Source organism: Endozoicomonas ascidiicola (assembly GCF_001646945.1).
Lineage (GTDB): Bacteria > Pseudomonadota > Gammaproteobacteria > Pseudomonadales > Endozoicomonadaceae > Endozoicomonas > Endozoicomonas ascidiicola.
Map to the genome: position 1 here is coordinate 776,702 of NZ_LUTV01000003.1, position 9,008 is coordinate 785,709.

Below are 9,008 nucleotides of genomic sequence, written 5' to 3' on the forward strand. Positions count from 1 at the left end.
GATGTCTCGGTCAATGGGTCTGAAAGTCCATTTGTTCATTGGCTGGCTGTCTTTTACGATCTTGCGGGTATTATACTCAAAAGTTGTTCTAAGTCCGACAGGCTCCTAGAGGAAAGAATCCTGATTATCAGGCACCTATAACCATTGTATAAATGCCTGGCATGAAGGGTTAAATCGTTGTCGAATAAGGCTCGAACCAGGGTTCACCAGACGATTAACGTCTGGTGGTTTTCTTTCGGTTACCTTGGCGGCGATTTTTTGTGTCCGCAGCGCGATTATCCCACTGTCCACCCCGAGCTTGCTGGAAATTATTTTGGGCTCGATTTCCAGAACGTCGCTGACCTTTTTCTTCTTCAGGGATCAAGTGTTGTGAACCGTTACCAATCAAATCAGAACGGTTCATATCCCTAAGCGCCTGACGCAGGAAAGGCCAGTTCTTCTCATCGTGATAGCGAAGGAAGGCTTTCTGCAAACGACGCTGATCCAATGTTCTTGGCGTATAAAGCCTTGGACTTTTATAACTCACCCGCTTCAACGGATTCTTCTCACCGTGATACATGGCCGTTGCCAGCGACATGGGCGATGGATAGAAAGTTTGCACCTGATCCACCCGGAACTTATTTTTCTTCAACCACAGGGACAGGTTGAGCATATCCTCATCTTCACAACCCGGATGAGCGGCGATGAAGTAAGGAATCAGATATTGTTTCTTACCGGCTTTTTTCGAGAAGTGTTCAAACATCGTCTTGAACGCATCGTAAGTGCCCATGCCCGGTTTCATCATCAGATCCAGCGTACCCTTCTCTGTGTGTTCCGGCGCAATTTTCAGATAACCGCCCACATGGTGCGTCACCAGTTCTTCTACATATTCCGGATCTTCCACTGCCAGGTCATAACGCAAACCGGATGCGATAGAGATTTTCTTGATACCCGGCAGCGCACGGGCTTTGCGATAAAGTTCGGTGGTTTGCTTATGGGAGGTTTTCAGGTTTTTACAAATACCCGGAAAAACACAAGACAATCGACGACAACTGGCCTGAATTTCATCACTCTTACAATTCAAGTCATACATATTGGCGGTAGGCCCGCCCAAATCGGAAATCTGGCCGGTAAAGCCCGGAACCTTATCGCGAATCTCTTCCAGCTCTGCCAAAACCGACTCATGGGAGCGGCTCTGAATAACCCGACCTTCATGTTCGGTAATGGAGCAGAAACTACATCCCCCGAAGCAACCTCTCATAATATTGACGGAGGTTTTAATCATTTCATAGGCAGGAATATTTGCATTGCCATAGCTTGGATGCGGACGACGCTGATAGTGCAATCCAAACACACCATCAATTTCGGGAGTGTCCAATGGAATCGGCGGCGGATTTATCCACAACTCACGGTTACCATGTTTCTGAACCAACACCCGGGCATTGTGCGGATTGGCTTCCTGATGAAGAATGCGGGAGGCATGAGCATACAACGATGGATCGTTGCGTACTTTTTCAAACGACGGCAAGCGAATGCAGGTAATTTCCGGATTCAACTGTTCACTGCGATGCAGTGGCATAGGAATAATTCTCACCGGCTGAGCGTCATCAGAAGTCTCTTCTTTCTTCTGCTCACATTCGCTCTCATTCACTTCCATGTAGGGGCTGACGCCATAGGCTTCTTCCAGAGAAAGCACATCCCGCGGCCAATCAATACGTGAAGAATCAATTTCAGTCCAACCCGCCGGAACCGATGGCTTGATCACGGCAGTACCGCGAACATCGGTAATTTCTCGAATAGGCACGCCTTTCGCCAAGCGATCAGCCACTTCGGCCAGCGCTCTTTCCGCGTTACCGTAAAGCAAAATATCAGCAGTAGCATCCATCAATATTGAACGACGAACTTCATCAGTCCAATAATCATACTGAGCTATACGACGAAGACTGGCTTCAATGCCTCCCAGAACAATAGGCACATCGCTGTAGGCTTCTTTACAACGTTGACTATAAACAATGGTGGAACGATCCGGACGTTTACCCGGTTCTGCATTGGGCGTGTAAGCATCGTCGTTGCGAACTTTTAGATCCGCCGTATAACGGTTGATCATGGAATCCATGTTGCCGCCGGTCACACCGAAGAACAGATTAGGTTTACCCAGTCGTTTAAAATCTTCCGGATTGCTCCAGTTTGGCTGAGCAATAATGCCAACACGGAATCCCTGAGACTCCAGAAAACGACCAATAACGGCCATGCCAAAGCTGGGGTGATCGACATAGGCGTCTCCGGTCACGATAATAATGTCGCAGGAATCCCACCCCAGCTGATCCATTTCTTCACGGGACATTGGTAGCCAGGGCGCCGTGCCATAGCATTCAGCCCAGTATTTTGGGTAAGAAAAAAGATCGGGAGCAGATATCGGTGCAGGCATGAATTCTTCGACGCAGTTAAAATCAAAACAGCGTATTCTCCCAGAAAAGCGCCCGCAGTCCTACCCCGACTTTTAAACGACTGGGTGATACATATCGAAAACTCTTCTCATAGAACCGATATATTTTTTAATATTTTTGGAGAAAAGCGAATCAAACCAACCCACTTTCATCCCATCGCTAGAAAGAAGGGAATTAGAATAGGCCCTGCCACGCTGAGCACAAACCCACTGACAATGGCTATGGGCACAGTCTGTGGGCCACCGCTTCTCTGGATCACCGGCAGGGTGAAATCCAACGCCGTTGCGCCACCATAACCGATGGCGGATGCAGGTGTTCTCTGCATCAATATGGGTATTAAAATAATGGCGATCAGTTCGCGACTAAGATCGGCAAGAAACGCAACCGACCCCATTGCCGGACCAAGCTCTGCGCTGATCAATGCACCGGAAAGCGAATACCAGCCAGTCCCTGCGGCCAGCGCCAATCCTTGATGAGTTGGTAATTCCCAAATCCACGCTGTCGCCGCACCAGCCAACAGGCTCGTCGCAAGAACAACCGCAGCGATCATGATGCCATGGGGGTTGAGCAATATTTGCCGTAACGTCATACCCGCCGATCGTAACTGCATACCAATGAGCAATAACAAAAGCATCAATACGGCATTCACCAATGTATCAACGTGAACACCCACCGCTGGAAAGACAACACCAACAATAACGCCGGCCAATACCACACCCGCCAACTGGAGAGATTCCAAAAACAAGGTAAAAGTAGGAATTTTCGCCTTAGCATTCTCTAAAAACAGCGGTCTTAGCTTATCAACCAGGGGCAGCGCCACCATATTGGCTACCAGCGTTAAGCCGATCAACGTAGCGGTAAGAGAAAGAATGTCACCAATTTCAGCCAGCAGGTTATCCATAGCCCCCAGGCCAATACCCATCAGCCCCAGAATTAAATAAACAATCCACGACAATGATCGATCAATCAGCTTCAGCGTTGGTCGGTGATGAAGTCGAATCAGATAGCCCAGAACCAGGGGCAAAAGGATAACCAGTGTGTCCATGACAGCATCCATGAAAGTGACAACGAAGCCTACCAATTTGCCATACTGGTCACAAGATCAAAAAAACGACATAGTTCGATCAAGATCCATACCTATAAAGCATCAGGCATCAATGCCCACAGGCTTGTGTAACTCTACTCAATTCGTCCTTTTACCCACTCTCTAAGCCTCCTCTTGACCACTTTTCCCGTAGCATTGATCGGAAACTCTTTGAACATTTGAACCTGTCTTGGGTATTTATAATCACTAACTCGCTCTCGCACCCAGCTGATCACATCTTCAGAAGAAAGACCACTTCCTTGCCTAAGCACCAGACACGCCATAACCTCCTCAATATAATGTTCATCCGGTACACCAATTACAGCAGCCTGAAGAATATCCGGATGCTCTATCAGCACTTCTTCAACTTCCCGAGGATACACATTAAAGCCTCCCCGGATGATGATGTCCTTTTTTCGATCAACAATATAGTAGTTCCCTGCAGCATCACGACGGGCAATATCTCCAGAGTAAAACCAGCCGTTTTTCATCACAGAAGCCGTCTGCTCAGGCTTATTAAAATATCCTTTCATCACATTATGACCATGGATAATCAGTTCGCCACTTTGCCCATCTAAAACCTCAACACCATGATCATCAACAATCCTCATAATAACACCAGGCAATGGTCGTCCAATCGAACCCGGCACCCTTTCCTGATCTAATGTATTAAAACAGGCTGCAGGTGACGTTTCTGAAAGCCCATAGCCTTCCAGCATAGTGACCTGAAAGTTATCCTCAAAAGCTTTCAGCACTTCCACTGGCATAGGACCACCACCACTGATACAAAGACGAAGTTTTTCTTTAACTAACCGACGTTCCTGGTCAGACAGCCTGTTAGCCTCGCCATTTAATGCTATATAGATGGTTGGCACGGCAGCAAAAATGGTAACACGCTCCTGCACCAACAGCCTTAAAGTCTGTCCCACATCAAAACGAACCATAAAAACCATCGTCGATGCTGAAGTTACGGACTGAAGCAGGTGAACCGTCTGAGCGAAGGAATGAAACAAGGGTAATACCACCAGATGAACATCCTTAACATCCGTAGCCATCACCAAAGAACAACTCAAAGCATTCATAGCTAGATTATGATGGGTAAGCTCTGCGCCTTTTGCTTTGCCTGTTGTTCCGGATGTGTAAAGAATGACAGCAATATCATCAGCATTACAACTACAGGCAGCAGGAAGAGGTTCTGATTTGACCAAAGAGGATAGCGTGACTTGTCCACACCAATCTTCAACTGTGATATCTCCGGTGATAACGACAAACGTCTTGCAATTTCCAACCTGCTCAAAAGCAGAAAGACCTAAATACCCAAGAGACAGCTCCTCCGTTCCTTCAAAACAAAGAAATGCTGACGAGTCACTGTCTGCAAGGTGGTAAGCAATTTCATCTGGCTTTAGTAAAATATTCAGTGGCACAACCACTGCTCCAGCACTCAATATGCCGTAGTAAATCATGGGAAACTGAGGAATATTCGGGCAGGCCAGCGACACCCGATCCCCTGCTTTTATACCAAGCTGAAGTAATCCGGCAGCAATTCGCGCCGCATAATCCGCTAACTGGTGGTAGGAAATTTTCTGCCCATCAAAACGCACTGCTGTTTTATTGGGATAGACTTCCGCGCTACGATATAGAAAATCAGCAAGATTCGACATGACTACCACCAGTTATCAGCAGAATAGGAATACTTAGGAATAGTCACGAAATAACTTCCACATTGGAGGTCTTCAACACTCCGTTCGGACTGAGCTTGTCGAAGTCCATTGCCACTACCCTTCGACAGGCTCAGGGTGAACGGAAATGGGGAAGTTATTTCCGGACAAATCCTTAGAAGCTGCTCACAATCTCTCTGCAGCTGCAAACGATTATGAGCAGCTTCTCACATCAAAAAATAGTCATCATGAAAATAAAGTTCAACGTCAAAACAGGCTAGACTGTGACGACACCATCTGATCAAAATCCAGATTAATAAAAGGCAAAATGCCATCAGCGATGGGTTTCAGCTGTTTGGTGATGTAGTGTTCGTAATCAATGGCACTGTTCAGATACTCTATGGGCTCAGGGCCATTGATCGTCATCACATAATACACAGCCCCTTTATTTTGATATTGCAGTGGTTTACCCGCCTGACGGTTCTGTTCATCTGCCAGACGAGCCGCCCGCACCTGAGGAGGCACATTTTTCACATAGTCACTTAAACGACGACGTAATCGTTTTCGATACACTAACTGCTCACTGTTAATACCTTGTTTAACAGTACTCACGGTTTCCTTGACGTAAGCTGTCGGGTCATTACCGGCAAATACTCGATTGAGTAGCGCTGACTGAAAATCCCGAGCCAGGGGCGTCCAGTCAGAGCGAACGGTTTCCAACCCTTTACAGATTAACGCTTCACCTTCCGCGGTTACTTTCAGCCCTGCATAGCGTTTTTTACTGCCAGTTTCTGAACCTCGAATGGTGGGCATCAAAAAGCGTCGATAATGGGTTTCATACTCCATCTCAAGATACGACGTCAGCCCAAAGTTTTCCTGCAATCGCTGTTGCCAGCGCTGAGTAATGGTTCCCGCTAACTGCAAGCCGATGTGATCTGCATCATCGTGAGAGATATTTTCATCCAACAACACAAAGATGGAATCTGTATCACCATAAATCACCTGATGCCCAAACTCCTCAACCCACAGAGCCGTATGCTGCATAATTTCATGGCCACGCATGGTAATGGAGCTGGCAAGGCGAGTGTCGTAAAAACGACAGCCTCCGGAACCCAGCACACCATAAAAGGAGTTCATCAAAATCTTTATGGCTTGAGAGCGAGCACTGTCTTTTTCTGCTTTGGCTTGATCACGCTGCTGCCAGAGCCCGGTAATGATTTCTGGCAGAAAATGATTATCTCGGGAAAAGAATGCGCCTTTAAAACCGGGAATGGATTTCTCCGGTGCTTTCAATCCCTCAATCAGCCCCAGGGGGTCAACCTTGAACGTACGAATAATGGATGGATATAGACTTTTAAAATCCAGCACCAGTACATTGTTGTATAGACCAGGAATGGAGTCCATTACATAGCCTCCCGGAGAAGCAAGCCCACCCCCTTCAGGCAAGTTAGGCGACACATAGCCTGCTCGATGGAGCTTTGGCAGATACAGGTTAGTGAAGGCCTGAACCGAGCCACCCATACGATCCAGTTCCAGTCCGGTCATTTCACTGCGCAGCCTCAAATAATCCAACAGCCGGGTTTTCTCAAAAATCTCACTGACTAAACGACAATCCTGCAGATTGTATTTGGCCAGTTTTTGCTTGTTATGATGAAAATCATGGGTAATGGCTTCCAGCCGGTTATCAACATCATCAACCGCTTTGCCTTTACCCAGAAGCGCTCTTGAAACCGATTCAAGGCTGAAACTATCAAAGTGCCAGGTCGCGGACTTCAAGGCATCAATACCATCAATAACGACTCGACCCGGGGTAGTCACAAAACCCAGCCCTGGCTCATTAACACGTTCCCGCCAACTGCATGATTGACTACCACGCCCCAATGACAATGGCATTTTGTGGAGACTTGCCCGTTTTACCAGAAGACGGAAGTCAAAGTTGATTACATTCCAGCCAATGAAAATATCCGGATCATAATCCGCCACCTGCTGGATAAGTGACTCAAGCAATGTCTGTTCATCATCCACCCAGATAATATTGATGTCTTCGCTGATCACCTGCTCTTGCTGACCCACCATAATGACAGTATTCAGCTCATCACCATGAAGGCCAACAGAGTACAATTCACCTTTGGCCGAGCATTCAACATCCAACGACATCACCTTAAATTTAGGCTTGAAAACGTCGGGTCTTAGCCGGGCATTACGGTACTCCATATACCCCTGTTTCTGAATCGGCTCACCAGTGAATGTCAAAGATCCATAGGTAAAGCGTTCCATCAGATAACGGTCGTGCAACCGTATATCTGCTTCGTAAATGGGTAATGCTTCAGAACTGAGAATTTTCTGGGCACGGACACTGCTATCAATGGATTTGAAATAAATCGCAGTGACTCGCTTATGGTTGAATGCAGTCAGTGCGACAGAACGTGAAGTAAAAGAGATCTGAGCAGAATTAAGATATTTTTCAGCCTGAAATAAAGCGGCTGTTTCAATAAAAAATACCGGGGATTGATCTTCTACATAAAGGCATACTGGCTGATCATCCGTTACCAGCCACAGCTGAACCTCAGGCCGATTTCGTCGATCGCCACTTTGCCTGCTTAACAGGAAACCTTTTTGCACTTCTGCCATGCACGATGGTCATCATTTGGGTAAGTAGCAAAATTATACCCTTTTACGGTGATGAAGATAACGAGTCAGACTCTTCAATGGCCTGTTTAGGTGTTTGAGACCTGGCGTTATCGCTAAGAAAACCTGAATAATCAGCCTTGCCTGATTCCTCAGCACAATTAGATGGTTCCGAAATACTTGAGCATCTTGAATGATCAACAGGGCTAGACACTGTTTTTTGGCCTCTTATCAATCGAAAGTTTCGCCCCATGAAAACCAGCTTCAAAGTCACTGCTCTGACTATTTGATGATTGATTTACCCTAGGAGGCTGACCGAGAATAGCCCGGTTAGCTCTCCTAAAACCAGCTCAACCTGAAGGCGCTCAAATAATGATCAGCATTTAGACCTTAATTTTCCACTTTACTCATATTCAGGCCTTTTTAAGGCATTTATGCTGCATTTTTAACCTTTTTCAAATCATCAAGACGGATTAACCCCGTTGATGCTACTTTACCATTTTTTTCATGTTATGCGCCGAACATACCAGCGAAAACTCTGCCGCTACTTTCTCTTTACCTCTCAGACTAAAGCTCTTGAAACCAGAATTTTTTATCTGACCAAACGGTGGCTCAGCGATGACTTTACGATGTGCGTATATTGCCTTTGCTTCAGTGGTTTCCATTTTCTTGTTCATGGCTTGGCGTATGGCCTCGAACTTATCCGTACGGATAACTCTGCCCGCCTCCTTTTTTGAACCACTGCACCTCGAGCGGTAAGAGCACTCCCTGCAGACATCTTTAGGAATAGTCCCCAATTAACTTCCCTATTTTCAAGAGATCAGGAATCGTCGATAATTGCTCCGCATGAGTGCAGGAGGTCATCTTGGGCAGTTATTCGACGACAGTAGAGGTTCAAATGGTTCGGTTTTATCAGTCACTCAACGAGAGGGATCGTCGTCGCTATGCTGCGATTGAAGCGATAAAGCTTGGGCATGGTGGCATCGAATTCATTTCTCAGTTACTGGCTTGTGACCCGAAAACGATTCGTCGAGGTATCGCTGAGCTGGAATCAGAACATCTGAACGCTGATCATCAGCGAAAAAAAAGGGGCGGACGCACACCGCTGATTGAGAAAAGTCCCCAGCTGACTGAAAACTTTCTCACCATACTCCGTAACCATACTGCTGGGGACCCGATGCGGCACGACGTAAAATGGACGAACCTGTCTCG

At 46.7% G+C, this 9,008-nt stretch carries 5 protein-coding genes and 1 pseudogene; 1 reads left to right on the forward strand and 5 read right to left on the reverse strand.

Annotated elements, in window-relative coordinates:
• Positions 1–214 precede the first annotated feature (214 nt).
• The 5 genes from AKL11_RS10830 to AKL11_RS10850 form a co-directional block, all read right to left on the reverse strand.
• Positions 215–2,407 (reverse strand): YgiQ family radical SAM protein, encoded by a 2,193-nt coding sequence (locus AKL11_RS10830; RefSeq protein WP_067517222.1) that lies wholly within the window; start codon positions 2,405–2,407, stop codon positions 215–217.
• 167 nt (positions 2,408–2,574) lie between these two features.
• The gene (locus tag AKL11_RS10835) at positions 2,575–3,471 is read right to left on the reverse strand and encodes a LysO family transporter (protein ID WP_095210323.1); all 897 of its coding nucleotides are present in this window, start codon (positions 3,469–3,471) and stop codon (positions 2,575–2,577) included.
• A gap of 134 nt (positions 3,472–3,605) precedes the next feature.
• Positions 3,606–5,171 (reverse strand): long-chain-fatty-acid--CoA ligase, encoded by a 1,566-nt coding sequence (locus AKL11_RS10840; protein ID WP_067517226.1) that lies wholly within the window; start codon positions 5,169–5,171, stop codon positions 3,606–3,608.
• Positions 5,172–5,435: 264 nt separating this feature from the next.
• Positions 5,436–7,799, reverse strand: a complete 2,364-nt coding sequence (locus AKL11_RS10845) for a DNA polymerase II (RefSeq protein ID WP_067517227.1) — start codon at positions 7,797–7,799, stop codon at positions 5,436–5,438.
• Positions 7,800–8,284: 485 nt separating this feature from the next.
• The gene (locus AKL11_RS10850; protein WP_067517229.1) at positions 8,285–8,593 is read right to left on the reverse strand and encodes a transposase; all 309 of its coding nucleotides are present in this window, start codon (positions 8,591–8,593) and stop codon (positions 8,285–8,287) included.
• Between the two features lie 68 nt (positions 8,594–8,661).
• Between AKL11_RS10850 and AKL11_RS10855 the strand changes: the two are divergent.
• Positions 8,662–9,008 (forward strand): annotated as a pseudogene (locus AKL11_RS10855) (hypothetical protein); the annotation flags it as partial.

What these genes read in the sequence shown, in the direction of transcription:
- AKL11_RS10845 (WP_067517227.1), bottom strand. Translation starts at nt 7,799, where the DNA reads ATGGCAGAAGTGCAAAAAGGTTTCCTGTTAAGCAGGCAAAGTGGCGAT.
- AKL11_RS10835 (WP_095210323.1), bottom strand. Translation starts at nt 3,471, where the DNA reads ATGGACACACTGGTTATCCTTTTGCCCCTGGTTCTGGGCTATCTGATT.
- AKL11_RS10830 (WP_067517222.1), bottom strand. Translation starts at nt 2,407, where the DNA reads ATGCCTGCACCGATATCTGCTCCCGATCTTTTTTCTTACCCAAAATAC.
- AKL11_RS10840 (WP_067517226.1), bottom strand. Translation starts at nt 5,171, where the DNA reads ATGTCGAATCTTGCTGATTTTCTATATCGTAGCGCGGAAGTCTATCCC.